Source organism: Shewanella sp. 11B5, assembly GCF_002836795.1.
GTDB lineage: Bacteria > Pseudomonadota > Gammaproteobacteria > Enterobacterales > Shewanellaceae > Shewanella > Shewanella frigidimarina.
This window is the reverse complement of the sequence record NZ_PJAP01000012.1, coordinates 1-419: the sequence shown is the minus strand read 5'-3', so window position 1 is coordinate 419 and position 419 is coordinate 1. Positions and strand designations below refer to the sequence as shown.

At 44.9% G+C, this 419-nt stretch carries 2 tRNA genes; both read right to left on the bottom strand.

The features are described from left to right. Positions 1 to 66: 66 nt before the first annotated feature. A tRNA-Ala gene (locus CXF78_RS00095) sits at positions 67 to 142 on the bottom strand. Positions 143 to 287: 145 nt separating this feature from the next. Continuing rightward, positions 288 to 364 (bottom strand) — tRNA-Ile (locus CXF78_RS00090). Between the last annotated feature and the right edge of the window lie 55 nt (positions 365 to 419).

Here is a 419-nt window from a genome sequence, read left to right as displayed (position 1 = left end):
GCGGGCTTAAAAAAGCCAAAGATAAAATTTCGTTTATCTTTGGCATCTCTTACCAATTGTATGTAATGGTGGAGCTATGCGGGATCGAACCGCAGACCTCCTGCGTGCAAGGCAGGCGCTCTCCCAGCTGAGCTATAACCCCTTTACATACAGTTTGAGATTTTACGTTCACCTTCTAAGAAGGTCTTACCAAAAATTTTGGCTTGCCAATCGTTTCTAATCAAGGCGGTTGATAGCGACGTTTAGTTTACTAAACGAGTTATCATCCAACGCAGAGTAGGAAAGATTGGTGGGTCAGAGTGGACTTGAACCACCGACCTCACCCTTATCAGGGGTGCGCTCTAACCAGCTGAGCTACAGACCCAACGTAATTTCTCTTTCTTTCTATCAAGTAATCTGTGTGAACACTCACATGCATC